The organism is Serpentinicella alkaliphila (assembly GCF_018141405.1).
GTDB classification, from domain to species: domain Bacteria; phylum Bacillota; class Clostridia; order Peptostreptococcales; family Natronincolaceae; genus Serpentinicella; species Serpentinicella alkaliphila.
Genome location: NZ_CP058648.1, coordinates 171,440 through 196,705 on the forward strand (window position 1 = coordinate 171,440; position 25,266 = coordinate 196,705).

At 31.6% G+C, this 25,266-nt stretch carries 27 protein-coding genes and 2 pseudogenes; 1 reads left to right on the forward strand and 28 read right to left on the reverse strand.

The window, feature by feature from the left end:
- Window positions 1–177 precede the first annotated feature (177 nt).
- The 21 genes and pseudogenes from HZR23_RS01035 to HZR23_RS01130 all read right to left on the reverse strand — a co-directional run bounded on the left by HZR23_RS01035 (window position 178) and on the right by HZR23_RS01130 (window position 19,125).
- A complete protein-coding gene (locus tag HZR23_RS01035) occupies window positions 178–573 on the reverse strand; it encodes a GGDEF domain-containing protein (protein ID WP_132847747.1) in 396 nt (131 codons plus the stop codon).
- Window positions 574–947: 374 nt separating this feature from the next.
- Window positions 948–1,304 carry a DUF2512 family protein gene (locus tag HZR23_RS01040; protein ID WP_132847748.1) on the reverse strand — a complete coding sequence of 119 codons (357 nt, stop codon included), beginning with the start codon at window positions 1,302–1,304 and terminating at the stop codon, window positions 948–950.
- Window positions 1,305–1,516: 212 nt separating this feature from the next.
- The gene (gene dinB, locus HZR23_RS01045; protein WP_132847749.1) at window positions 1,517–2,704 is read right to left on the reverse strand and encodes a DNA polymerase IV; all 1,188 of its coding nucleotides are present in this window, start codon (window positions 2,702–2,704) and stop codon (window positions 1,517–1,519) included.
- A gap of 249 nt (window positions 2,705–2,953) precedes the next feature.
- Window positions 2,954–3,436 (reverse strand): CBS domain-containing protein, encoded by a 483-nt coding sequence (locus HZR23_RS01050; protein WP_132847750.1) that lies wholly within the window; start codon window positions 3,434–3,436, stop codon window positions 2,954–2,956.
- Window positions 3,437–3,565: 129 nt separating this feature from the next.
- A pseudogene (gene hcp / locus HZR23_RS01055) lies at window positions 3,566–5,149 on the reverse strand (hydroxylamine reductase); the annotation flags it as partial.
- Between the two features lie 12 nt (window positions 5,150–5,161).
- Window positions 5,162–5,305, reverse strand: a complete 144-nt coding sequence (locus tag HZR23_RS17665; RefSeq protein WP_330571385.1) for a hypothetical protein — start codon at window positions 5,303–5,305, stop codon at window positions 5,162–5,164.
- A gap of 205 nt (window positions 5,306–5,510) precedes the next feature.
- Window positions 5,511–6,497: an ABC transporter substrate-binding protein gene (locus HZR23_RS01060; RefSeq protein ID WP_132847751.1), complete on the reverse strand. Its 987-nt coding sequence runs from the start codon at window positions 6,495–6,497 to the stop codon at window positions 5,511–5,513.
- 17 nt (window positions 6,498–6,514) lie between these two features.
- Window positions 6,515–7,279 carry an ABC transporter ATP-binding protein gene (locus tag HZR23_RS01065; RefSeq protein WP_132847752.1) on the reverse strand — a complete coding sequence of 255 codons (765 nt, stop codon included), beginning with the start codon at window positions 7,277–7,279 and terminating at the stop codon, window positions 6,515–6,517.
- On the reverse strand, window positions 7,266–8,030 hold the full coding sequence (locus tag HZR23_RS01070) for an ABC transporter permease (protein ID WP_243098168.1): 765 nt from the start codon (window positions 8,028–8,030) through the stop codon (window positions 7,266–7,268). The genes HZR23_RS01065 and HZR23_RS01070 overlap by 14 nt, the downstream gene beginning before the upstream one ends.
- A gap of 17 nt (window positions 8,031–8,047) precedes the next feature.
- On the reverse strand, window positions 8,048–8,689 hold the full coding sequence (locus tag HZR23_RS01075; RefSeq protein ID WP_132847753.1) for a hypothetical protein: 642 nt from the start codon (window positions 8,687–8,689) through the stop codon (window positions 8,048–8,050).
- A gap of 529 nt (window positions 8,690–9,218) precedes the next feature.
- A pseudogene (locus HZR23_RS17670) lies at window positions 9,219–9,686 on the reverse strand (MBL fold metallo-hydrolase); the annotation flags it as partial.
- 387 nt (window positions 9,687–10,073) lie between these two features.
- Complete coding sequence (gene arsA / locus HZR23_RS01085; RefSeq protein ID WP_132847754.1) at window positions 10,074–11,819, reverse strand: arsenical pump-driving ATPase; 1,746 nt, start codon at window positions 11,817–11,819, stop codon at window positions 10,074–10,076.
- 319 nt (window positions 11,820–12,138) lie between these two features.
- The gene (locus HZR23_RS01090) at window positions 12,139–13,014 is read right to left on the reverse strand and encodes an S-layer homology domain-containing protein (protein ID WP_132847755.1); all 876 of its coding nucleotides are present in this window, start codon (window positions 13,012–13,014) and stop codon (window positions 12,139–12,141) included.
- Window positions 12,984–13,553 (reverse strand): transglutaminase-like domain-containing protein, encoded by a 570-nt coding sequence (locus HZR23_RS01095; protein WP_132847756.1) that lies wholly within the window; start codon window positions 13,551–13,553, stop codon window positions 12,984–12,986. The genes HZR23_RS01090 and HZR23_RS01095 overlap by 31 nt, the downstream gene beginning before the upstream one ends.
- Before the next feature lie 164 nt (window positions 13,554–13,717).
- The gene (queC, locus tag HZR23_RS01100) at window positions 13,718–14,374 is read right to left on the reverse strand and encodes a 7-cyano-7-deazaguanine synthase QueC (RefSeq protein WP_132847757.1); all 657 of its coding nucleotides are present in this window, start codon (window positions 14,372–14,374) and stop codon (window positions 13,718–13,720) included.
- A 17-nt stretch (window positions 14,375–14,391) separates the two neighbouring features.
- Complete coding sequence (folE, locus tag HZR23_RS01105; RefSeq protein WP_132847758.1) at window positions 14,392–14,982, reverse strand: GTP cyclohydrolase I FolE; 591 nt, start codon at window positions 14,980–14,982, stop codon at window positions 14,392–14,394.
- 2 nt (window positions 14,983–14,984) lie between these two features.
- The gene (gene queE / locus HZR23_RS01110; RefSeq protein ID WP_132847759.1) at window positions 14,985–15,650 is read right to left on the reverse strand and encodes a putative 7-carboxy-7-deazaguanine synthase QueE; all 666 of its coding nucleotides are present in this window, start codon (window positions 15,648–15,650) and stop codon (window positions 14,985–14,987) included.
- 1 nt (window position 15,651) lies between these two features.
- Window positions 15,652–16,083, reverse strand: coding sequence for a 6-carboxytetrahydropterin synthase QueD (queD, locus tag HZR23_RS01115; protein ID WP_132847760.1), 432 nt, complete (start codon window positions 16,081–16,083; stop codon window positions 15,652–15,654).
- A 10-nt stretch (window positions 16,084–16,093) separates the two neighbouring features.
- Entirely contained in the window at window positions 16,094–16,861 is a 768-nt protein-coding gene (locus HZR23_RS01120; protein ID WP_132847761.1) for an acyl-CoA dehydratase activase, read from the reverse strand.
- Between the two features lie 2 nt (window positions 16,862–16,863).
- The gene (locus HZR23_RS01125) at window positions 16,864–17,865 is read right to left on the reverse strand and encodes a 2-hydroxyacyl-CoA dehydratase family protein (protein WP_330571386.1); all 1,002 of its coding nucleotides are present in this window, start codon (window positions 17,863–17,865) and stop codon (window positions 16,864–16,866) included.
- Between the two features lie 384 nt (window positions 17,866–18,249).
- The gene (locus HZR23_RS01130; RefSeq protein ID WP_132847762.1) at window positions 18,250–19,125 is read right to left on the reverse strand and encodes a cation diffusion facilitator family transporter; all 876 of its coding nucleotides are present in this window, start codon (window positions 19,123–19,125) and stop codon (window positions 18,250–18,252) included.
- Between the two features lie 262 nt (window positions 19,126–19,387).
- Between HZR23_RS01130 and HZR23_RS01135 the strand changes: the two genes are divergently transcribed.
- On the forward strand, window positions 19,388–19,855 hold the full coding sequence (locus tag HZR23_RS01135; RefSeq protein ID WP_132847763.1) for a metal-dependent transcriptional regulator: 468 nt from the start codon (window positions 19,388–19,390) through the stop codon (window positions 19,853–19,855).
- Between the two features lie 68 nt (window positions 19,856–19,923).
- Here HZR23_RS01135 and HZR23_RS01140 read toward each other — a convergent pair whose 3' ends face one another.
- From HZR23_RS01140 to murI, 7 genes are all read right to left on the reverse strand, one after another.
- A complete protein-coding gene (locus tag HZR23_RS01140; RefSeq protein WP_132847764.1) occupies window positions 19,924–20,229 on the reverse strand; it encodes a YciI family protein in 306 nt (101 codons plus the stop codon).
- A gap of 163 nt (window positions 20,230–20,392) precedes the next feature.
- Window positions 20,393–21,076, reverse strand: coding sequence for an anaerobic ribonucleoside-triphosphate reductase activating protein (locus HZR23_RS01145; protein ID WP_132847765.1), 684 nt, complete (start codon window positions 21,074–21,076; stop codon window positions 20,393–20,395).
- A 19-nt stretch (window positions 21,077–21,095) separates the two neighbouring features.
- Window positions 21,096–23,228, reverse strand: coding sequence for a ribonucleoside triphosphate reductase (locus HZR23_RS01150; protein ID WP_132847766.1), 2,133 nt, complete (start codon window positions 23,226–23,228; stop codon window positions 21,096–21,098).
- Window positions 23,229–23,456: 228 nt separating this feature from the next.
- The gene (locus tag HZR23_RS01155; protein ID WP_132847767.1) at window positions 23,457–23,696 is read right to left on the reverse strand and encodes a YkoF family thiamine/hydroxymethylpyrimidine-binding protein; all 240 of its coding nucleotides are present in this window, start codon (window positions 23,694–23,696) and stop codon (window positions 23,457–23,459) included.
- Between the two features lie 35 nt (window positions 23,697–23,731).
- Window positions 23,732–24,079, reverse strand: coding sequence for an IS607 family transposase (locus HZR23_RS01160; protein ID WP_132847768.1), 348 nt, complete (start codon window positions 24,077–24,079; stop codon window positions 23,732–23,734).
- Between the two features lie 15 nt (window positions 24,080–24,094).
- Window positions 24,095–24,178 carry an excisionase family DNA-binding protein gene (locus tag HZR23_RS17945; protein ID WP_132847819.1) on the reverse strand — a complete coding sequence of 28 codons (84 nt, stop codon included), beginning with the start codon at window positions 24,176–24,178 and terminating at the stop codon, window positions 24,095–24,097.
- Between the two features lie 173 nt (window positions 24,179–24,351).
- A complete protein-coding gene (gene murI, locus HZR23_RS01170; protein ID WP_243098169.1) occupies window positions 24,352–25,170 on the reverse strand; it encodes a glutamate racemase in 819 nt (272 codons plus the stop codon).
- Between the last annotated feature and the right edge of the window lie 96 nt (window positions 25,171–25,266).

The window sequence follows — 25,266 nt, forward strand, 5'->3', positions numbered from 1 at the left end:
AAATAAACCTTCTGTAAAATTTAAAAATATGTAAAATTTCCACACTTATTCTTTCAAGAAGATGGTATAGAGATATTTTTTAAATCTTGCTAAGTAGCGTGCATTTTCGTTATCCTAACTTTAAGAGTTATAAAGAGTATAAAAGCGTTTTATATTCTGCTCTGCCGTTGTTTTGGTTTAACATCCCATAGAAATAGAAACAACAACTTGATTTATTTTCTGTTGTTCAATAGCTTTATAAATCCTATTTACAATACGCTCAGTATCTGTGTATGATGTTTTAGGGAGCAATATAACAAATTCATCTCCACCAACTCTAGCAATGATGTCATCATTTGTGCATCCTAACTTTAATTGTTCTGAAATACTTTTCAGTAGCATATCTCCAACTTCATTACCAAATGCATCATTTGTAAGCTTTAGTTCATTTACATCAACCATTACAATCGATATTGGCAAATTTCTTTCAACGTCAAGGCGTTTTAACTTTTCTTGAAAAAAATATCGATTGTAATGTCCAGTGAGCTGATCATAGTAATAACCGTATAATACAAAGATTCTAAAGCCTGAAATAGTATTCCACTTGTTATCTTTTTAGTTATATCCATTATCATCTCTCATAATTACTCTTGCTGTTTTAAACGACATCTCTTGATATCCCTTTTTAAATTAACTAATATGTTAATAATATCCGATTCTATGTCTAATCTAGTTTTTAACTAAATTAGTATAAGTCATTATATAATACTACATTAACATTTAAATTTCCTTTAAATGAGCTTTATTAAAAATTTCATCCTCAAATAAATACATTTACACAATAAAGGGTTCCTCCTTTGATAAATGTTTTGTAGTAAATACATTATCAAAGTAGAACCCTTTTTAAACTTTCTTTTAAGTTTTTTTGAAAAACTACGATAATAATGGTTTAGTTCAGATACTGATTATTACTTTGGTGTAACTTTATCATCATTCTGTATGAATATATGAAAATAAAATTCTGACACTGCCACAATTGCTGCATAAATAGCCAATGCACTAAAAGTAGTATTAAAGTTACTTATGAACATAGCTACAATATAAGCAAGCACTGCCGCTAGAATCCCATCACCTAGGGATGCCACTAGATTACTTTGATTAGGTAATACAACTAAATCTCCAAATATATAATTTGCTGCGGTTCCCACCAGGGCTATAATTGCAATCCATAATAAGGGGTTACCGTTCATAAGTCCTAAAGTTATCCATGCTGCAATTAAAGTCATACCAAATTTAAAAATTAAAGCTATTGCTGTATTACTCATTTGCCCACCCCTTAGTCTCAAATTTATATAATATCTTTCCTTGTATTTCTAGTAAAGTTTCTTGTCAACCTATATAAATCCTATCGTCTCATTAATAGTATAACTCTGCGAATTCTATTTTATGTAGAACTCTTATTTTCATAGGTATAAATGAAAAAAACAGCTAAAGTCCGTTGACACGGTTAAAAGCTGATATATTTTAACTTAAGGTTTCATTTGTCTTTTATAAATATAGCTCTACTAATTTTTGAATTACCATATTTATTCCTAATAGAGTCTATAGTTTTCTCAAGTTTTTCTTCTTTTTTCAATAATTTTTTTTCCTTGCAAAGGTCAAATAAAGAAATTTGTTCCAGCTTTTCATCCTCTGCAAATCCGCTTAGGCTTATACCTAAAAGTCGAATTGGTAACTTAGATCCCCAATTCTTTTCTAGTAACCTAATTCCATAAGAAGCTATTTGTTTAGTTAAGTTTGTGGGTGATACTGTAATCTGTCGTGTTATTGTTTCAAAATTTGAATACTTAATTGTTATTTGAATCGTAGATCCCTTTTTATCATATTTTCTTGCGGTCATTCCCACCTCTTCAGCTAGTTTCTTCAGAACATGTTTAGCTATATCAATTTCACTAATATCCTGAGCTAACGTAATAGATTTACCTATGGATTTCATATTAGTTTCTGAAATAGGTTTTACAGGTTCAAAATCTACCCCTTTAGCTTTTTGATAGATTTCTAACCCTAATTTTCCAAAATGCTTTATTATAAAAGATTGATCTAGTTTTATTAAATCCCCAATTGTCTCAATTCCCATGTTGTTAAGCTTTACTGCTGTCTGTTTGCCAATTCCGTAAATCTCTCTGACAGGAAGTGGCCACAGTTTTGTTTCAATGTCTTTAACCCAAAGTTCAGTAATTCCTAAGGGCTTTTTCATTTCTGCTGCCATTTTGGATAGAAATTTATTTTCAGAGATCCCAATAGAACATGGCAACCCCACTTCTTTTTTCAAGTGATTCATAATTCTTTCAGCTGATTGCAATGGTTTTCCAAATAATCCTTCGCAGCCCGTCATGTCTAACCAGGCCTCATCAATGCTATTCTTCTCTAAAACTGGAGTATAGTCAGATAGAATCTCAAAAACCTCATTGGATTTTTGTGAATAGAACTTATGATCAGGATGAACTAACTTCATGTGTGGACAACACTTAAGGGCTTCGTGAAGAGTCATAGCAGTTTTCACTCCGAATTTTCTTGCTTCATAATTTGCAGCCAAAATAATCCCTGTGCGTTTCTTTGGATCCCCCGCCACTGCTGCAGGTACACCAACTAGCTCAGGATATCTTGTCATTTCACAAGATATAAAAAATGCATTCATGTCAACAAGAAAAATGACCCTTTTCATTATTTCATTCCTTTCAATAAATTGTGGAGTTTTGATAGTAAATATTTTTAAATTCTAGTTTATTAATATTGTTATACTTATCTTATTTTTTATTAGGTATATTATACCACGTATGCTACACATGCATATATCTAATTACAAGCTATCCATGAATGGGAAGGGGGCCTCAAATCAGAAAAAACTCCGAATGAAACCCCCATAAAAAATTTCAATTATATAAATATTTAATATTTAAGGTATGTTAATTCATTAATATGAAGTAGCGCTTTCCATTGATGCAAAGTAATTTATAAGATCTGCCCTAGTTATTATACCAATAAGAATTCCATCATCATCTGTGATTGGTACACGATTTACGTTTTTTTTCTTCATCAATCTCACTATTTCCTCACCTGAAGTGTTCTCTTTTGCGCTCACTACATTTTTTGTCATAACTTTCTCAACAATTGTTGAAGCAAGTAGCTCAACTCCCTTTTTATATGATGCAATCATTGAAATATCTAAATGAGGTGATATCCAGGCAGAGGAGTTTATCAACCGTATCGAATGCAACTGGCTTGAATAATCAACAATATCTTTTTCTGATATCACACCTACTAATTTGTTCTCAGAGTCGACAACAGGAAGCCCACTTATTCTTTTTTCTGCCAATATTTGTACTACCTCTTGAAGAGTATTATCAGATCTAGCGCTAATAACTGGAGTTGTCATAATATCTATAGCATTGAACATATACAATCCCTCCTGAACAATTTTTTATAAAGCTTTTATATGTATCTAGACTTTTTCAAGAACTCTTACAATACTCATTAATCATTTATTTAAAAATATCTAATATTTTTTTCCTACAGTTAACCCAAATTAGTTTACCTGTTTTAATGAATTCCTTAAATCCTCATCGGCTGTACTAATTGGTGTGATATTAAAAATGTCAACTAAATACTGTAGTACATTAGGAGATAAAAATGCCGGAAGGCTAGGTCCTATATACATATCTTTTATGCCTAGTGATAGTAGGGCTAGTAAGTCTGCAACCGCCTTTTGTTCATACCAGGATAGTACAATTGTAAGAGGTAAAGAATTAACATCTGTTTCAAAAGCATCAGCTAATGTTGTTGCAATCTTAACTGCAGAATACGCATCATTACATTGACCAATATCTAATAACCTAGGTAATCCCGCTACTGTCCCAAAATCTAAATTATTAAATCTATATTTACCACAGGCCAGTGTTAAAATCACACAGTCTTGAGGTATTTTTTCTGCAAATTCAGTATAATAGTTTCTACCTGGCTTCGCTCCATCACATCCACCAATTAGGAAAAAGTGTCTTAATTTCCCTTCTTTCACCGCCTCTACGATAGCTCCTGCCCGCGACAAAGTGGAGTTATGGCCAAAACCTACTAATATTTCCTTTTCCTCTACGTCCTCTTTATATCCTCCTAGCTCTAAAGACTTATTTATTATTTCACTAAAATCCTTAGTTCCATCTTCCTTAAGATTCACATGCCTTACTCCGTCCCAACCTACAACATTTGTAGTAAATATCCTATCTTTATAAGTGTCCCTAGGTTTCATTAAACAATTTGTAGTCATTAATATACATCCTGGTATATTGTCAAACTCCTTTTGTTGATTCTGCCAAGCAGTACCAAAGTTCCCTACAAGATGTTTATACTTATTAAGTGATGGATATCCATGGGCAGGGAGCATTTCTCCATGAGTATAGATATTTATACCTTTGCCCTCTGTTTGCTCAAGTAACATTTCTAAATCCCTTAGATCATGACCTGATATTATAATAAATGGCCCTTTTTTTATATTTACATTTACTTTTTGTGGGGATGGATGACTATAAGTAGTGGTATTTGCATCGTCTAGTGTTTTCATCACTTCTACACTCATCTCTCCAGTTCTCATTGTTATCTTAATCAAATCCTCTACAGTTAAAGCATCATTTGTTGTTGCTTCTAACCCTAAGAAGTAGAAATTATCAACTAAATTGCTATTATAATTTATAAATCTTGCCTGATGACCATAGGCACTTATACCCTTTAGACCAAATAATATGGTGGATCTCAAAGACCTTATATCAGCATCTAAACTTTGATCATACATAATTCCTGCCTTCACGGCATCCCTTAGCATTTCATCCTTTGTTCCACTTAGGTTATATGTGGCGCACTCTGGATAATGTCCTTCAGGTGCTTGGTCTCTAAGCTTTTGCTTTATTTTTTGCGATTCCTCTAGTAAATTTAGATGTGATTCAACATCAAAGTTTACATTTGTAAGAGTCGTAAATAGAGAATTTTCTACGAATTCAACAACTTCTTTATCAATTAATTGTTTATTAAAAATGAGTTCTTTAGCGTAGCAAGAAATACCCTTTAATTGATAGATTAGTAAATCTTGTAAATTTGCTATTTCTGGAGTTTTACCACATACACCACTTCTAGTTCAGCCCTTTCCACCAAGTGTTTGCTCACATTGATAACAAAACATTGCGTTTTCCATATTACCAATACCTCCTATATGTATTTGTACCTTATGAGATGCTATTGATTTTTCTGCAGTTTTATACTTTTTTTCTACTAAGCGCATGTTTTCTTTAATTATTATGTATATCTCATTAGTCTAATATATACCGCAATTTTTTTATTTATAATCACCTTTATATCTTTTACATAGTTTTCTCCCAATAAAAATAAGGATAGGAAAATTTACCTATCCTTATTTTTACTATGATAATTCGAAAAGTTTAAAGTTTTTTATCTACATTATTAAGCAATTTTTTAACATTAATTTTTTACTTTATATTAACTATTAAATCTTCTATATTAATAGTATTGTCTAACATGCCATTAGATTTTAGGAAATTCTGTGTTGTTTTTAATTCTTCAATATCTGATGGTTTTATAGTTGGATCAAAATCATACCATTCATACATCATTTTTACATCATCAATAGTCAATCCTGTTTCTTCTGCAGTTATTCTATACGCTTCATCTAAATTATTGTGAATAAATTCTAGACTTTCTTGATGTATTTTAGAAAATCTCTTGACCAAGTCAGGGTATTTGTTTAAAAACTCGCCTCTAACTGAAACTACAATTGTTCCTTCTACTAATCCTTCGCCAGTTGTAACAGTTTTTGCACCGGCCTTTATCGCATTTAAGGCAGCTGGCCCAGCTAAAAGGGCTGCATCGATACTACCATTCGTTAATGCTGCTAAAGCACTAGGAATATCCATAGCTATGTATTCTACCTCATCCTGACTTAAATTATTTACATCTAAGGCAGTTATTAAGAGTTGATGTAAAACAGTCCCTTTTGGACCGCCTACTTTCTTTCCTTTTAAGTCTGCGGGATTTTTGATTTCATCTGAATTTGTCAAAATCATAAATGCCTTAGGGGCTCTACTGTAAATACTCAATATTTTTAGATCTACTCCATTAGCCGCTGCTAAGATTACAGAAGTTCCACCAACGGCATTTAGAAAATCTAACTCACCTGCTGCTAATGCTTGAGTTTGATCTGGGCCAGATGTAATTTCTAGTAGGTTAACTTTAATATTATCTTTATTGAATTCATTATCAAATAATTGTTGATTCTTTTGTATTATCGAAGGTACATTAAGTGGGGCCTTCACGTAAGTTAAGTTTATTTGATTAACTTGTTCATTATTTTGGGTGGTTGTTTGTTGTTTATTACTACAACCACTTAAAATCAATGATACCATAATACTTGCTAGTATAATGCTAAACACTTTTTTATTTTTTCTTATAATATTCATTTAAATACCTCCCAAAATTATAATGTATAAAGACTTTGTGTTTGTTTTCCAGTAATAGCATTAAGAATTTCCTCCTGTATGTTAATAAATTCTACGCCACTCTGTCTTGGATAAGATAAAGGTACAGAACGCTCCATAACCACCTCCCCTTCATTGAAGACTATAACTTTTTCCCCTAAGTAAACTGCTTCCTCCACGTTATGAGTAACAAAAACTATTGTTTTATGTTGTGCAAGAAATATATTAACCATTTCCTCCTGGAGATTTTTTCGGGTAAAATAATCTAATGCAGCAAAAGGCTCATCCATTAATATAATATCCGGATTATAACACAAAGTACGCCCAACAGCTGTCCTTTGAGCCATCCCACCAGAAATTTGAGATGGATATGCGTCTTTAAATTTCTTCAATCCCATAATGTGCAAATATTTGTCTACGGTTTTTTCAATCTCTAATTTATTCTTAAGCTTAAACAATGGAAAAGCCATGTTTTCCTTAACCGTTAGCCAAGGAAATAATCTAGACTCTTGAAAAACTATTCCGACTGGCCTTTTTTCGGCCCTATTATCGTTATTAGTAAATGTAAATTCTATTTCCCCCGCTGATTGTTTTTCTAGTCCACTCAATAACCTTAGCAGAGTTGTTTTTCCACAACCGCTTTTACCAACAATTGTAGTAAAGCTACCATCAAGAATATGTAAATCTATATTTTTTAATGCGTGTATAGTTTCAGCCCCTATTGAGAATTGTTTACTTAAGTTTGATAGCTTAATTCCAGCCATGACTTTTTCCACCTTCCTTTAATAGGGTAAAAGATTCAGTTATTTTAATTACTATAAGGTCTATTAAAGAACCTAATATTCCGATAGTAAATATTCCAACTAAAACTACATCTGTTCTCGATAATTGCTGAGCATCTAAGATCATATATCCAATACCAGAAGAAGCAGCAACTAGCTCCGCTCCAATTAAAGCTCTCCAACTATACCCAAGACCTAGCCTTATACCAATAAAAATATATGGTAATGTAGCTGGAAAAATAATTTTACAAAACTTTTCAAAGCCTGTTAATCCAAAGGAATCCCCTACTTCTAGTAACTTTTTATCACAATTTAAAACACCATTTAATGTGTTTAAGAAAATAGGGAAAAACGAAGCTAGCACAATAATAACAATTTTTGATTTTTCTCCTATACCAAACCAGAGTATAAGCATAGGAACAGTAGCAAGTGGTGGTACATGTCTTATAAATTCGAGAGTAGGATTAAAATAGTCAATCAGTCTATTTCTCATTCCAAGTGCTATTCCTGAAGGAAATGCTAAACAGAAGGCTATTAGAAAACCTAAAAACACTCTGTTTAAACTTGCTAGTATATGTCTAAGTAACATTCCATTTTGTAAAACCTTCATTGCAACTTGCAGTGTTCTTATAGGCGTTGGGATAATATATGGATTCAATACTTGAAAGTTTGACCCTATAATCCAAAACAAAATCATAATAGCCGGAATGTAAAGCCCCTTAATTTTTTTCAACTCTTCTCACCTCGCATCTATACACCATCACCATTATGGCAACCATCTTTACAAAAAAGCAACTCACAAAGTTCTACTTCTTTACTACATTTTTTTAAAAAAATATTATCAAGTATATCTTCTATCTCCGCTTCTCCACTTACTTTTTCAATCTTCATATTCAGGCTATCGAAAAAACCAAGGGGAATAGGGGATGCGGATAATTTATTATTTTTTTTGTTATAATCTATCTGCTTCTTAAATAAATTCCACGTAATAAATTCGATTCTGGGATTACTAAAAACAATGTTTCCACAGTCCACCAGCTGACTACATGGAGTGACAATCGTTAAAGTACAGTTTTGCTCATTTTCTTTAATATAAATATCATACAGCTCTTTAGCACAGGAGATTAGTATTGGATAAATAGGTGCAATATTATCATTTGCTAGAGGATATTTGTTTTTTATTAATTCAACTACAGCAGGACACCTAGCGTCTAATACTGGCTTATTTTTTGTGTTCAACACATGTTTCAGATAATCTTCCTGCACTTTATCTGCTTGATTACTACAGTAAACAATTCTATAACCTTTATTCTCAATAAACTCTATTACCGAGTTGTATTCCTCTTCAACGATTTTCTCAACGACTGGATTAAGCCATGTGTATTTCTGCAATACTATCTTCCTCTCATACATTAATATACAAAACAAATAAATTACATATCAACAGGGTTAATTCGTAATGATTATCATTTTCAGTAGTACGTTATAATACTAGCATAATTTTAGTATTTATGCTATATATTTAAAAATTTTTTTAATTTATCTAATATACCACAAACATAAATTTGCTAAACAAACATAGTAATTTGTTAAGAAAAGGCTTCTGTTGTATATTAATGGATAATTTATTTTAAAGAAAATATTAGTAAAACTTCGATATACTGCTTTTACTTAATTTCTATCAAAATAAGCTTCTATGATAGAAATTATCATTATATTAAATAAAATAAAAATAGTAATGTGTCAGTTATGTACATTACTATTTTTTGCATCTTTATAGCTATTTATTTTATAAAACGCCCTTGCTCAGGTTTTGCAATTTCATTAAAGTGGTTGACCAGCAAATCTAAATGACGTGTTAGTTCTTCACCTTTCATTGGTTTTACATGGCTTGGTATTACTAAGGAAGGCTTTAATTTCTTTAGAGTTCAATTGAGAATTCTGCTGAATTCCAATCTGTAGTTAAGTACTTTGGAGGCCCACTTATCTGTTCTCTATGCAGTATAACCGATAATAGAGACTCCTGTTTTGTGGTTGTAAAAGCATCTACTACAATAAGAACACCATCTTTCTCACGGAATAAAGAAATATGCCCTACAGTATGCCCAGGTGTGTGCACCCATTTCCAACCTGGCATCCCCGGAATACTGCCATCATCTGGTAGAGGTACCGCTTGGAAACCAATATCTATACTCCTATGTGGGAAGGTTGGAGATAACTTTGCAACCATGCCCTCATCAACAGTAGGGTCTGCTAATGGATAGTCTCTCTTACCTGTAACATATGGCATTTCTAACTTGTGGATATACACTGGAACATCCCATAAAATACAGAGTTTAATAACTGAACCAACATGATCGAAATAGCCATGGGTAAGAATAATTGCTTGAGGTCGACTATTTTTTCCTAATCGTTTTCAGCAGTCTCTATTATAAGATTTGCTGAATTTTCTAGTCCCGTGTCTACTAGCACCCATTCACTCTTTCTATCATCTGGCTTTCAGACGAGGCATGCGGTTACAACTGTAAAATCCATAACTAATATATCTGAAGTAACTTCTTCATATGACGAAGTCATAGCCGACAATCCTTCAATAATTTTGTTACCCATTTGAATATCCTCCCTATCTCGTTAAATAGTTTATCTTTAAACAATAGCATTATTTAGTTTGTCTAAATCTATATTTCCTATGTGCTTCTACTAACTAAAAAACACTATAAAACAGGTACTCGCTGCATCTATTTTACAGTGTTCCACTAAATGTAAGTTTTTCCATTTAGTTTATAATGTCTTCTATTTTCGAAAGCTTTACTTCTCCAGGCATCCATTTTACAATAGCAAAATTACCATTTGATATTTCATTTACTTTATTAATCCATTGAATTTCATTGCTTGCCTTTGCTTTTAAAATAGTATTTGTAGTATCTACTGCATAAAAACTTGAATTAATCACCCACCATTTATTATTAATATGAGCACGACTCAAATCAGCTTGTAGTCTTAATGCTTCATAAACAGGTGTTGTTTCAGCTAATGTTATAATTATAACCTCTGTTTCATTTTCATTTCTCAATCTAGGTAAAAGCTTCTTAACAGACTCAGGTATATCTCCTTGGGAGCGCTCAATTTCTTTATGATAACTTTGAGTTGCATCTAAAAGCAATAAAGTATGCCCTGTTGGTGCCGTATCAATTACTACAACTTCATTCTCTGACCTTTCTACTATTTTAGCAAAAGCTCTAAATACAGCAATCTCCTGAGTACACGGGGATTTTAAATCTTCTTCTATATAAGCTAGGTCATGTTCACCAAGAGTTTTTCTAGCCTTAATTAAAACTTCTTCTTTGTACTTTTCAAACTCTTGTTTTTCATCAATTCGACTAATAGTAATTCCGTAGCTCTCATCTAAGACAAACTGTATATGAGCAGCTGGATCTGTAGTTGTTAAATGTACCTTTTTGCCTTTTTTGGCTAGCCCTAGGGCTATAGCCGCTGCTATAGTAGTTTTACCAACCCCACCTTTACCCATTGTAAAAATTACTTTTTTTCCACTCTCATTTAAATCTTCTATTATATCTTTTACTTTAGGTATTACATCTAAATTTAGAATTTCAGAAGTATTTTTGATAGTTTTATCATTTAAAAATGCTCTTACATTTTCTACTCCTGTCACATTATAAGGTCTTAATGGAATATAGAAAGTTTCCAGGTGCTTAATTGCCTCTGGTATATCCCTTAATGCATTATGTTGTTTTTCAAAAATAGCAGTCGACAGATAATCATCCTGGCCCTCAAGAACACCATTAATAATTAAAACTTGATTATTTACTCCTATGTCCTGAAGTTCTTTTGAAGCTCTCTCAGCTTCTTTTAATGGAGATATCTCTGGTCTAGATACAAGAATTAATGTGGTTTTTTCAGAATCTGATAAGTTTTCAACCGCGTTTTTATATATATTTTTTTTATCTTCAAGCCCAGATAGTTGACCTAAGCAGGATGAACCATGAGTATTTTCATTAATAAAGTTATTCCATGCTGAAGGTAGTTGAAGCATTCTTAGTGTATGTCCTGTTGGGGCTGTATCAAATATAATATGATCATACTCGATAGCAGTGCTTTCATCTGTAATAAAGGTTGAGAATTCATTAAATGCTGCAATTTCAACAGTACATGATCCCGAAAGCTGTTCTTCCATGTTTTTTAACACTACATCTGGCAATTTCCCTCTATATGGTCCAATCACACTTTCTCTATACTCCGCAGCAGCTTCCTCTGGATCGAAATTCGCTACTACCAAGCCAGGAACCTCTTTTATGGCAACTCCTTTATTATTTAGCTTTGTATTAAAAACATCTTGTAGGTTGGAAGCTGGATCGGTACTAATTAGCATTATTTTTTTTCCTTGGTCAGCTAAAGCTACTGCAGTAGCACATGCCGTAGATGTTTTGCCTACTCCACCTTTTCCAGTGAAAAATAAATATTTAGTTAGGTTTAATTTGTTGACATCAAAAATATTATTCATTATTTATAACCTCTCTTCCTAAATACAACAAAGGCTTAATTAATTATTCATTTTACTATCACATAACATTTTCAAAAAATAGTCATTTTTTATTAATATACTCTTATTAATATTTTGTTTCATTTATTATTAAAAAAACACAGGTTTTTAAGCCTTATTTTATTCCAGTCTTTAGCCGCCAAGAAGTAATTACCAGTAAAACAAGTAGTTAAATTTAAATATAGATAACTATCTATGTATTTAATATATACCTTCTTCTACATATAGTCAATACTACATAATTAACATAAAAAAAGAGACAGGCATAAGTCACATGTCCTTAAAAACTAACCTGATTATGCTCCAACAATCTTACTAACATAGCTATTGCCTGCTCTCTAGATGTATTTCCTCTAGGGTTAATTATATTTTTGCCTACTCCACTAATCACTCCGAGTTTATTCATTAGCTGTACTGAGCTTTTAGCATCGTCTGCTATTTCATCCTCATCACTAAAATATCTATACTCCTTCGTAACTACTGGATAAATCTCTAAAGAAGTTAGTACTCTTTCTAACATACAAGCCATCTGTTGCCTTGTAATCTTACCCTTAGGATCAAACTTACCGTCACCTATCCCATTTACTATACCCACTGAATATGCTTGCAAAATTGCAAGGTTTTGAGTATCCTTAAATATGTTTGAATTAGCCTTAATTTCAATTTTTCCACCTAGAATCCTATACAATTGTAAAGATAGCTCTGCAAATTCTTCCCGAGTAATGTCTGCTGTAAAATTACTTAGTATCTTCTGTGTAACTAGTTCATATGTTATAGCTTTCTCTATTTCTATCTTTGCCCAATTTGAATAAGTATCATCTGGTGCATAGGTTATTTTATGGATTGGTGTTAATTTATTACTTTTAAATTCTGTTAAATGTGTATAACTTGAGTTCTTAGCCTTAGGATAATCTGCAGCATTCCAAGTATGGGTATTCCTCATAAAATTATCGTCTTTAAGGAAATACTTATATATAACTCTGCCCTTTACATCTGGAAGTGGGTCATTCCACGTTATATCTAAATGATACCATTCATCTGATATTTTAACTAAATTCCAAAGATGTGATTCATTTAGCCCACTACCTAAAATTAGCATATTATCAATACCTAGCTCTTCAAACATTAAGTGGGCCAACAGAGATACCCTTGACATACTCCCTGACCTTTAAACATTACAGTGTGAGGACTATATGGATTTCCTGCATAATCCAAATTATACTCTGTATTCAATACAATAAAATTATTTACCGCTTTAATTTTTTCAATATCACTCATGTTATCAGTTATGATTTCCTTTAACACTCTCTTTACTGCTTCAGCAAGATCTCTTTCCTGTTCAGGTGTTGTCATGTATCCAATGGTATATTTAACTGTTATTCTATCAGTAAATCCATCTAAACCATATTCTAATGTTGAATAACTGTATAAATTGTACGGGCTTTTAGCTATTGCACGATTGACAGTATCTAGTAATAACTCTGCTTTTTCACCTGCTATAATTTGTGAAATTAGATCACTGCTAATAATATCAAATTCACTAATCGGATTTCGTTCACTCAATTGTGACACTATATATCGCTCAATGCTATCAAGACTTTTAAACTTAGGATTTATATTTTCTGCTGCGTATGTAAAGTTTCCTATAGACCCTACTAGTATACAAACTATTACTATGAGAATTCTTTTTAACATTCTTTATGCTCTCCCCCATCTTTAATTTCTGATTTATAGATTTCTAGTGACAAATTTATATCTTACTTATAATTAGTATAAATATAATATTTTTTACGTTACCTTTGTTTTCCTCTTTATAAAAAGATAACGCCAATCGTCATTTAAACAATTAGCGCTAGTATCTACTTATACTTGTTCTTAAAGTCTACATATCCATTTTTTCTTAATTTACAGGCTGGACACTCTCCACAACCGTTACCCTTTATACCATTATAGCAGGTTAAGGTCTCTTCTTTTACGATATCTAATACACCTAAGTCATCAGCTAATTTCCATGTTTCTTCCTTATTTATCCACATTAATGGTGTTAATATTTCAAACTCATATGCCATTGCAAGGTTAAGTGTCACATTCAGAGATTTAATAAACACATCTCTGCAGTCTGGATAACCGCTAAAATCACTTTGGGATACTCCAGTAACGATAGCATTTATATCTCTTTGTTTTGCAAATATTCCAACAAAAGTTAAAAATAGAAGATTTCTCCCATCAACAAAGGAATTAGGTAATCCCTCTGTAGGTGCATTTTTATCCACACTTATATCCTGTCTAGTTAGGGAATTTGGTGCCAGCTGATTTAATAAATTCAAATCTAAAATGTGATGTTCAATATTATGCTTTTTACATATATCTTTTGCACATGCCAATTCTAATTTATGTTTTTGATTATAGTCAAAAGATACTGCAATAACCTCTTTATATCTTTTCTTTGCCCAGAACAAACAAGTTGTACTATCTTGTCCACCACTAAACACAACTATAGCTTTATCCTTATTCATACCCTCACCGCCTTAATTTATTTAGTATATAGAATCATAAGCTTATTATTTAAAACTGGATCACTATTAAATCTTCCCCTAGTTGTAATTGTTATCGTTTTACTTCCCGGCTTTTCTATTCCTCTAGTAGTCATACATCCATGCTCCCCTTGAATAATAACAGCTACATCCTCTGATTCCGTTATTTTTTGTAGGATTTCTGCGATGTCACTACCAATCCTTTCCTGTAATTGTAACCTTCGGCCTACTAAATCCGCTATCCTTGCCATTTTACTTAAACCAATAATCTTTTTGTTAGGAATATATGCTATTGCAACCTTCATGTTATACATAAGTGCTAAGTGATGCTCACAATGGCTAAATATTTCTATATCCTTCATAAACACTATATCGTTAAAATTATCCTGTATATATATGTCTTCCTCAAATGTAGTATCATGCATTTGGGCTATTTCATCGTTTGTATAGCACATACCTTTAAACACTTCTTCAAACATTTTAGCTGCCCTTTTTGGTGTATCTTTTAAACCTTCCCGGTCAGGATTATCTCCTATGGCTATTAAAATACCTCTTATATGTTGTTCAATTGCTTTTAAATCAATTGACATAACTATACACTCCTTTTGTCTGGATCCCAGATAATCTTATGAAGCTGTACTTGTAATGTAACTCCATTCATATTGTTATTTTTCATAAATTCCACTATTTCATCTAATGCAATTTTTCCAAATACAGAGCTTATATAGACATTTGTTTTATTTACTAAATCGTACTCCTCAATTAGCTCCTTTACCCTGTTTAAGTCCTCAATACTTCCAGAAACAAATTTAATTGTATCGTTTTTACTTATATATTTAAAATTCTCCAAAGCCATTTTATTTTCCATCCCACTCGAAGGGAGCTTATAGTCCATAGTAAAACTTGGGCAGTTTTTAATACTAACAAATTTGTCTATTAATACACTACCATTAGTTTCAATTTCTATATAAAGCTCTGTATCACTAGAAAGTGTTTTTAGTAAATTTACTATTCCTTCTTGTAAAAGTGGTTCACCACCAGTTAAAGTTATATTATTAACTCCTGAAGATTTAATATATTTATATATTTCTTCAATAGACATTATTTCATAAGAAACATCCTCTTCATTTGCCCAAGCTGTATCACAATAGCTACAGTTTAAATTACAACCAGCAAATCTTATAAATACTGCAAGTTGGCCACAACGACGACCTTCTCCATTAATACTTACAAATTTCTCTACTACATTGAAACTCATTTTAATTACCTCTACTTTCTTCATAAGTGGCGCTATTAGTAGGAGTTTCATAAACAGTAGACCTTTTTACATTATAGCCTTTGTCCTTCATTGAGTTATAGAAAAACAATGAAAAATTTTCTGCTGTAGGCCTAAAATCAACCTCGATTATCGTAAAACCATCTTCCTTAAGACAAAGTAGAGTCTCTTCCCTCATAGTTCCACTTTGAATTATTAATGCATGGTCAAAATAGTCTACCATTTCCTTTACATCCCTTTTTAAATCCCCAAAATCTACAACCATTCCATCTAATTGACCACCTGCTACCAATGCTTCCGACTGTACTTCTATAACTACGTTCCATCTATGTCCATGAATATTGCTACATTTACCTTCGTAATTATGAAGAAAATGGGCACTATCAAAATGGTGTTCTGTCTTTAATATAAACATTTCTTTCCTCCTAGTCCTCTCTTAAAAATCGACTCCCATAATAACAGCAGCCTATTGCACCATTAAACTGGGGTTCCTCTATCGATATTATTTCTGAATAATCATTCTGTAAATATTCTCTTATAGCTAGGTTATTAGCTACTCCACCAGCTAGAATTAATTGCTTCCCTTTAAACTTACTTAAAAGTGGCCGGAGCCTTTTATATAAAGAGTAATTTACTCCTGCATATAATTTTTCTACAGACACACCCTCTGCAATACTTCCAATCAACTCTGACTCAGAAAATACCGCACAAGTTGAATTTAACTCTACCGGATCTTTATAATGCTTACTCATTTCATCTAAGGATACTTCAAGTACATTGGCCATGTTTTCTAAATACCTGCCACAGGATGCAGCACATTTTTCATTTAGCTCTAAATCTGTAGTGATGCCCTTTTCTACTTTTATAACTTTAACATCCTGTCCACCAACATCTAAGAGTATAAAATCCTTCAAACCAGTTTGATACATTGCTCCATAAACATGAGCCTTTATTTCATTTATTTGAGTAAAGAGCTTAAGATTAGTATTATTTTTTCCATAGCCTGTAGATACTGCTCTATCAATTTCACCAATGTCTAATTTTCCTAGATCAACAATAACCTTGCCATCGAAACTACAGTAGTCCCTATAAAACTTCATTGTACTTATTTTTTTCTTAATAACTATCTTATCCTTTTCCATTACTACAATTTTAACTTCTCTACTACCTAAATCTATGCCTAAGATTCTCATTATTAATTAGCCTCCTTTAAGTCTGATAACATATCAATAAAGGCTTCTAATCTAAGCTTTGTTCTTGCATCTAGTACATTTAGTTTATCCCCTTCAATATTTAAAATAGGAATATCTAACTGTTTCTTTAACACTATATCCTCAACAGCTCTATAACAAAAAGCTTGGGTATAGTGTATAATTGCATCTATTTTTCTTTCCTCTATTTGCTTCTTTAGTTCGTTTATTCTAAATGTAGTATTATATGGATATGTGTAATCATAATATTGCTCAAATATATTTTTTGCAGTAATCGCCCTTGGGAAAGCAAATTCTCGTTGCACCTCATTATATACAAAATGAGCATCTAGACTTTCAACGAACTCATATATATCCCCTGTCATAGGTGGCACTCCTATATATCCAAGTCTTACTTTTCTATTTATTGGCTTCCTTTGTTTGATCTCTGATATAGCATCTTTAAGGGAGTTCTCAAAATTATCTACATTTCCATTAAAATCACTAAGGCTTATCTGATATATATGATTTTCAAAGCCATTAACCTTATTTTCTAAATAAGTAAGTTCATCTATTTCCTTTGCTAGCTCTCTCAATTTATTTAGTCTCTGTCTTGTTTGCTCAACGCTTTCTTCAGTAACATTAAATATATTCATAAATTTTCTTATTTCAATCTCTACATCTTTTAAATTATGACTATGTGGAAATGAGAAAGGATACACTTTTATACCTTTTAGCTGTAACACTTCGATAAGTGCCCTTGTATTTGAACAATCACCTTCAACTACTCCAACTATTTCTTTTATATCATTCTCTAAACATGCACCATAAATTCCTTTAATCCAGGCACATAAACTTTTGGGGAATCCATCTCTTTCAGCTATATCTATATATTTTAAATAATCTTCTGAAGTTATAAATATATTATTTAAATCTACCGGTGAATAGCCAGCCGTAACAAGGACTTCCACAGGTACAGTTGTTGTTAAACCAATTTTTTTCAACATTATTTCTCCTCGATCCTATGTTTTTGGCAACAAAAAAAGGGCATATGCCCATAAACAAAAAAAGACTACACGAACTCGTAGTTCTTATCCTAGTTTTGTTTATAGACAGGATGGTCACGAACTGTCTGGGCTTAATCACGACTATTCATGACTAAGCAAAACTATTGATTTTTCAATAAATCTATTTTTATTTAATCATACTTTTTCACCTTTTGTCAACATTAGATTAGCAAAAGAATAGCAGTTTGATATTTAGACTTTAATCTTCTATAAGTCCCTAGTATTTTCATATATAGTCTATACAAAAATATAAACCTCTATACTCATTTCAAATACAGAGGCTATATCTACAATTATCTTTAGTCATTAAGTAAATATAATATTCTAATACTTATATGGATGATAATGTGATTCCGGCTCTAAGTGAATAGTAGTTCTGACAGCTGGAATATTTTGATGAATATCTAACTCTATGCTATTTGATATATTGTGAGCCTCTAATAAACTATAACTAGTAGGAAAAATCAAGTGGAAATCTACTTGTTTAGCTTGACCTACCCGTCGTGTTCTAAGATGATGATACTCTAACACAGGCGGACTATGTTTCTCAATTATTTCTCCTATTAATTTTGTCTCCTCTGTACTAAGACTTTTATCTAATAACTGAGCGATTGATTCTTTTCCAATGTCATAGCCGGTCTTTATTATTATCAATGCAACAACTATTGCAGCTATTGGGTCAATAATCTTAAGACCAGTAAAGTTTATAATTATTAATCCCACTATAACTCCAATAGAAGTTATTACATCAGAAAGTAGATGTAGTGCATTGGCTCTAAGGGCTATGGAGCCTTCTTTTTTTGCAGACTTTAACATAATAAATACAGTTACTGAGTGTAATGTAATGGAGACTAGCATCACAAAAATACCTGGTAGAGTGTCTGTAATAAGATTTTGGTTAATTATTCTAGAAGCCGCCTGAGTAATTATTGTTACTGAGACTATAAAAATTAGTATACTCTGGGTTGCAGCCGCTAAATCCTCATATTTACCATGCCCATAGTTATGACATTTGTCCTCTGGTGTTTTTGCAAGCTTCATAGCAATTAAAGTCAGCGTAGATGCTATAACATCCATAGATGAATGCATGGCATCGGATATTATACTTATAGAATTAGTTAAAATTCCTATTGAAACCTTAAATATAACTAAAAACATACTAACTCCTATTGCCATATAAGCTGCTTTGAACTTATCCATACTTTTAATCACCTCTTTATAGATCTATTACTTTCATACCTTATTAAATATTTGTAAAAACCATCTACTTTTCTCTATCAACTAATTTAATAAAGTTTACTTACTCATTTTTTGTATTTTTAATTTTATTTAATTATTTTAGTCACGTGAAAAACATCTTCCCATGACCAATATATGAAAATATATATAAAGTGTTCCGCATATAATGGTATGAACGTACTAAAGTTATTAAAATACAATAAAATATAAGGTTGTGATATATATGAAAAATAAAGAGAAATACACAACTGTTAGAGGATATGAGCTTCAAAAAAGGGATAATAAACAATTAACTGATAGTATGGAAGATTATATGGAAATGATTTATAGACAATGCCTAGAGGATAACTATACTAGAATTAACACCTTATCTAAGGAACTTAACGTTAAAGCTTCTTCCGCCTCTAAAATGGTACAAAAACTTACTCATCTCGGTCTACTAAATTATGAGAAATATGGTATTATCCGATTAACTGAAAAAGGTAAATCAGTTGGGGAATTTCTGTTATATAGACATAATACAATTAAAGATTTTTTAATGTTATTAAATACAAATATGAATTTGCTATCTCAAACTGAAGCACTTGAGCATTCCATAGACTTTGATACATTAAAAAAGATTGATCTATTAATACACTTCTTTCAAGATGATCCAGAATTACAAAAAAGACTTCAAGATTATCTTAAATAGTGATTTGAAATGTTAACTATTTTTAAAAAATAGGCATTGAATTCAACACCTATTCTTGTCTTTTCATATTATTTATATAGCCCCATAAACAATGGTGCAACCTTATAAGGTTTAACCTCTATTTTTTGCCATACATTTCCTATTACATATGGTTCAACTTTTAAATACTCATCTAAAGCTGCCCTAGATTCAAAATCAACAATTACACATGATCCTATCATTTTCTCATTTTCATCAAGAATAGCACCACCATATAGGCATTTTTTCTGTTGAAACATCTCTTTTGCTAGTTTTAAATGCTCTTCCCTAACTGCTAGTCTCCTGTCAAGAGCGTTCTCATCTGTACCATCGTAACCAGTTATCATAAATTGCATTTTAAATTCCTCCCTATAATAATATACTTTTTATATTAGTTATTTCTACAATACTCTCCTATATCCTTTTATTATAGATAATTATAAAAAAGAATTAGGACATGTTAAGACATATACCTAATTCTTTAAAGTACTATCAAAATTATTACTCTCAAAATTATATTTATTTAATACGAAACAATTCAAAATAATCCTTCAATATAGCTTCTAACTCTTCTAGCTCTTCTTTATCATATGGTGTTAAACAGTTCTTACCATATAAAACTGTGTCACCATCCCTAAAGTTTTGTAGAAAATAGCTTTTACTACCCTTTAGCATATTTGCAATATCTACTATATCCTTTATAGTAATAAGCTCTCTACATATAGTTGTTCTAAACTCATAATCAATATTAGAACCTTTAATGATATCTATACTTTTTTTAATTAAATTTACATCTATCTTGACCCCTGCTATTTTTTCATATGCATATAAAGGCCCCTTTATATCCATAGCAATGTAATCAAGCATTTCATCTTTAATTAAAGATTCTAGTATATCAGGACTATATCCATTTGTATCTAGCTTTACAAAGAATCCTTCACTCTTTAGCTTAGATATGAATTTATATAGGTCTTTCTGTAAAGTTGGTTCTCCACCGGAAATACAAACAGCGTCTATAAACTTTTTTCTTTTTAGTAAGAATGAAAATATTTCATCTTCAGAAAACTTTGTTCCTATACTATTAACAAGATCCTTATTATGACAGTATGGACATTTAAAATTGCATCCACCTGTAAAATATACAGTTGAAATTTTATTTGGGTAATCAATAAAGGATGATTTTTGTTGTCCAAGTATATTCATATAATCCACCTAACTTTAATTATATAGCTGCTTCTTCATGGTTTTCTAAGTTTTCTAGATGACTTAGGCTCTTTTGAGCAGAAAATTCCTTTCTATCTTTAAATTCTTCTCTTTTACCTCTATTCCAGGATTGAACAGGTCTATGGAATCCTACTACTCTAGTCCATACTTCTGTTTCTTTTCCACATGTAGGACAACTAAATTGCTCACCTTTTATATATCCATGATCTACGCAAATAGAGAATGTAGGAGTAATTGTTACGTATGGTATTTTACTGTTTTTCATTACATTTTTAATTAACATTTTGCAAGTCTCTACACTATCTATTTCTTCACCTATAAATCCGTGAAGTACAGTTCCACCCGTGTATAAGGTTTGAAGGTTCTCTTGAAGAGCTATAGCTTCAAATATATCCTCTGTATGGCCAACTGGAAGCTGAGTTGAATTTGTATAATATGGCTCATCTGTTCCCTGGGCAATAATTTTTGGATACATTTTTTTATCTAACCTAGCAAATCTATATGCAGTACCTTCTGCCGGTGATGCCTCTAAATTCCAAAGACTTCCTGTCTCTTCTTGGAAAATTTGTATTACTCTATTCATAAACTCCATTATTTCAACTGCGAAAGCATTACCTTCCTCAGTTGTAATATCTTGCCCTAATAGGTTAAGACACGCCTCATTCATACCATTAAGTCCAATTGTAGAGAAATGATTTTTAAAGTATTCTCCTGTAGCATCCTTTACATCCTGTAAATAAAAACGAGAGTAAGGGTATAGCCCTACATCCATATATCTTTCTAATACTTCTCTTTTAGCTTCACAAATTTCCTTTGCTAGCTCCATAAGCTCTCTAACTCTCTTTTTAAATTCCTCTACTGAATTAGAGATATATCCTATTCTAGGCATATTTAAAGTAACAACGTTAATAGAACCAGTTAGCGGATTAGCCCCAAATAGTCCTCCACCTCTTTTACGAAGCTCTCTATTATCAAGACGTAGTCTACAACACATACTTCTTATATCCTCTGGAGATAAATCAGAATTCAAGAAGTTTGCAAAGTATGGAGTACCGAATTTTCTTGTCATTTCCATTACTGAATTTACAACATCTGATTGCCATGGGAAATCATCAGTAATATTTACTGTTGGTATTGGGAAGCTAAATGCTCTACCTGCCCCGTCACCCTCCATCATAACTTCACAAAATGCCATATTAAATAAATCCATTTCCTTTTGGAACTCTCCATAAGTCTTATCCATATGTTTACCACCAATTATTGCTGGGACATTTTTAAGCAGTTGATGTGGAGTTATATCTAAAGTTATATTTGTAAACGGCGTTTGGAATCCAACTCTCGTTGGAACATTTAAATTAAATACAAATCTTTGTAATGCCTTTTTAACCTGTTCATAAGTTAATCCATCATAGTAAATAAACGGTGCTAAATATGTATCAATACTTGAAACAGCCTGTGCTCCAGCAGACTCACCCTGAAGTGTATATAATAGGTTTACTAGTTGGCCTAAGGCAGATTCGAAATGTTTAGGTGGCTTTGATTCTATCTTTCCCTTTGCCCCTTTAAATCCACTTCTTAAAAATGCTTCTAAATCCCATCCACAACAGTACGGTGCTAAAAGCCCTAAATCGTGTATATGTAAATCCCCTCTTATATGGGCGTCTCTTAAATTCTTATTATATATTTTATTTAACCAATATTTTGATGTAATGCTTTCAACTATATGATTGTTTAGCCCTTGTAAGGAAAAGCCCATATTTGCATTTTCATTTACACGCCAATCCTCTAAACTAACATATTCCTCTATCATTTTTTCTGCATCCATAAATAAATTCTTTATTTCTCTTATCTCTTCGTGCTTTTGTCTATATAATATGTACGCCTTAGCTGTTTTAGCATGACCTTCTTCTATTAAAACCTTCTCTACTATATCTTGTATATCCTCTACTGATGGGATACTTGCACTGTAGCTTTCACTAATGATATCAACTACTATTTTAGATAGCTTTACAGCTCTCATTTCATCTGTTCCACCAACAGATTTAGCAGCAGCAAAAATAGCATCCTTAATTTTCATGGCATTAAACTCTACTATTTCCCCATTTCTTTTCTGTACCTTAGTAACTCCCATAATCTTCCCCCTATTGTGTGTTCAATTTATTACTCAATACTATATATTGTATATAATACAATAATATACCCCATTTTTACAATAAGACTATAGGCACAAAAACTAAACTTTTTATTAATATTCTTCGCCTAACATCGTAATTCTCTCTTATTCATAGGTTACAAAAAAATGATTTAACATCTAAAAAAGATGCCTATAGTAGACATCTTCTAATTTATAATTATATAATTAATCTGCTGCATTAGTAATAGTAACCACTAAGCTTACTTCCCCACCTGATTGTTTAGGTTGATCAAATAGATTTTTCAGACTATTCCATACATCATCTTCATTACCATGAATATGTGTAGCCATTGGTCCAACGGAATATTCTATTTTTTCTTGCTTTAAAGCATCAATTGATCTATTTATTACTTGACTTGCATTTGATGTCTTTAGTGGATATAAAGTTGCTTCTGCATGAATCATAACAACACCTCGACACTGTGAGATTTGCAATATTCTTATATATATCTATAACCAAGTCTCGCAAGTCTATCTTTATACTCTATTATTAAATAATTAATTTCTGAACTTTTAATATCTTCAAGTAACTTTATTAATTCTTTCCTGTTTTCATTAATTCCACTAGCTACTTCTTTATAAATGTTTGATATGTGGAATTTATTTAATACTGCATACTCCATCAACCTGTTTATTTGCCTGTCTAGATTTCCTGATTCTTGCTGTTTTTTTGTTGAAACTCTAGCATATATTAAGCAATTCTTAAGCGTATGATGTGTGTATTTCTTATTTAACATCCTATCCAAGTCTTCTATTTTATATCTTCTATGTTTTCCAGCTGTTCTTATAGGGCTAAAAACACCCTAATCTTCCCACCTAAGAATTGTGGTTCTTGAAACATTTAAATATTCACAAGCTTCTTTCTGAGTCATTATTTTATCAGACATAAAATCATCTCCTTATATCTAATAATAGCATATTTAAAGATGAATAAAATACTTTTTATTGTGTTTTAATACTATTTAATGCTATTTTTCCAAACTGTTTTTACCTCCTAATATATTTAGTAATAGTCTGTTTATGTTATAGCTACAATATCCACATCAGAAGTCAGTTTTTTTTATACATATTTTATTGACCCGCTCCAACCTAAAAGATTTAGCTGCTTCTCTAATAGTTCCTTACTTAAGTCTAGCATTCTTAAATCTTTGCTTGAGTTCACAATTTTTATCTCTGTATTCACTTTAGCTTTATTCTTACTATGTTGTTCCTCTAATAATTTATATAGGTGGTTTGTTGTACCTCTATTTCCATCTATTAACTCAATACTATCTCCTACTAATTCCCGTATCGAATCCTTTATGAATATATAATGAGTACAGCCCAATACTATTGCACCTACATTAGCTAAATTAAAGGGTGCAAATTGATTTTTTAAATAATTTTTAATCTCCTCGCTTTGCCCACCACTAGCTTCTATCAATTCTACTAATCCTGGACAAGGAAGTTTAATTATGTTTTCTGGTCTATTAAACTGTTGTATTAAATTATTGAACTTTTTTTCTCTTAGGGTAACTGGTGTTGCCATAACAATAATATCCTTAGACTGATATTTTTCAACCGCAGGCTTTAACGCAGGCTCCATACCAATTATTGGAATATCGTACAAATTTCTTAATTCATTTATTGCAGCACTTGTTGCAGTATTACAGGCCACAACTAGGGCCTTAATATTATATTTTATTAAGTTATCAACTACTTTAAAAGTTAAGTCCTTTACCTCATCTGTACTTCTAACACCATAGGGGGCATTAGCTGAATCACCATAATATATGTACTTTTCTTCAGGCATACATGCAACTAACTGGGCTAAAACACTGATTCCACCAAGTCCAGAGTCAAAGACCCCTATTGGTGACTCATTTAAAGTATTTTCCACAATACTCACCTACTTCTACAAATTAGCAATATTATATTAAAATTATATCATCCAAATTTGTTTTTATCTATAAAATAAAACCCTTAATATATATTA